Source organism: Alteromonas sp. 14N.309.X.WAT.G.H12 (assembly GCF_036697315.1).
Classification (GTDB): Bacteria; Pseudomonadota; Gammaproteobacteria; order Enterobacterales; family Alteromonadaceae; genus Alteromonas.
On record NZ_JBAHZB010000222.1, the window covers coordinates 1 to 1,315 of the forward strand.

The 1,315-nt window shown below is 45.0% G+C and carries 1 protein-coding gene; it reads left to right on the forward strand.

The features are described 5' to 3' along the window. Positions 1-73: 73 nt before the first annotated feature. The gene (locus V5298_RS20635) at positions 74-1,285 is read left to right on the forward strand and encodes an IS256 family transposase (RefSeq protein ID WP_332933281.1); all 1,212 of its coding nucleotides are present in this window, start codon (positions 74-76) and stop codon (positions 1,283-1,285) included. Positions 1,286-1,315: the final 30 nt, after the last annotated feature.

The window sequence follows — 1,315 nt, forward strand, 5'->3', positions numbered from 1 at the left end:
GAGACTGTAACTAATTTTGTGTAACTGCCTATCTCAATTTACTCTATAGAGAGTTAAGGATAGGCAGATGAACATGAATAAGAAAGAGCTTGAAGCTTTCGCAAAGGAAGCGGCCAAAGGCATTAAAACACCTGAGGACTTAAACGAATTTAGCCAGATGTTGAAGAAAATCACCGTTGAAGCGGCTTTGAACGCAGAAATGGATGAGCATCTTGGCTACGAGAAACATCAAAAGTCCACGTCATCAAACAGTCGCAACGGCAAGAGCAGCAAACGCGTTAAAACCGAAGACGGTGAATTTGAACTCGACACACCTCGTGACCGCGAAGGCTCCTTTGAACCTAAACTCGTCAAAAAACATCAGTCTCGCTTTACGTCAATGGACGATAAAATCCTCTGGCTTTACGCACAAGGAATGAGCACCCGTGAAATCGTCAATGCGTTTGATGAATGGTACGGTGCTGAGATATCGCCGACACTGGTTTCTCGCGTCACTAATGCAGTTATCGAGCAAGTAGTCGAGTGGCAGTCACGCCCGTTAGATGCTATTTACCCCATCGTTTACCTCGACTGTATCGTTGTGAAAATACGCCAAGATAAACGCATCATCAACAAATCTATCTTCCTGGCCTTGGGTATCAATACCGAAGGTCACAAAGAACTGATGGGCATGTGGATTGCCGAGAATGAAGGTGCTAAGTTCTGGCTAAACGTTCTAACCGAACTTCAGCAGCGTGGCGTAGAAGACATCCTTATTGCTTGTGTAGATGGTCTGAAAGGCTTCCCTGATGCAATTAACGCTGTGTTCCCACCAACACATATTCAACTCTGTATCGTTCACATGGTGCGTAACTCACTGAAATACGTGTCATGGAAGGACTATAAAGCTGTCACAGCAGATTTAAAGCGCGTGTACCGGTCGGCAACAGAAGATGAAGCTCTGCTTGAACTAGAACGGTTTGCTGAAACATGGGACGGCCAGTACCCTCAAATTGCTAAATCATGGCGGACGCACTGGCATAATCTCAACACCTTATTTAATTACCCAGAGGACATTCGCAGGGCAATTTACACCACCAACGCCATTGAGTCGTTGAACAGCGTTATCCGCAAAGCTATTAAGAAGCGGAAAATCTTCCCCAGCGACGATTCCGCTAGAAAAATGGTGTACTTAGCAATAAAAGATGCCAGTAAGAAATGGTCAATGCCGATTCAAAACTGGCGTCAGGCGATGAGTCGTTTTATTATCGAGTTCGAGGAACGCCTCGAAAAGCATATTAACTAATGGCAGTTACACAGAATCTGTTACAGGCTC

What these genes read in the sequence shown, in the direction of transcription:
- V5298_RS20635 (WP_332933281.1), top strand. Translation starts at nt 74, where the DNA reads ATGAATAAGAAAGAGCTTGAAGCTTTCGCAAAGGAAGCGGCCAAAGGC.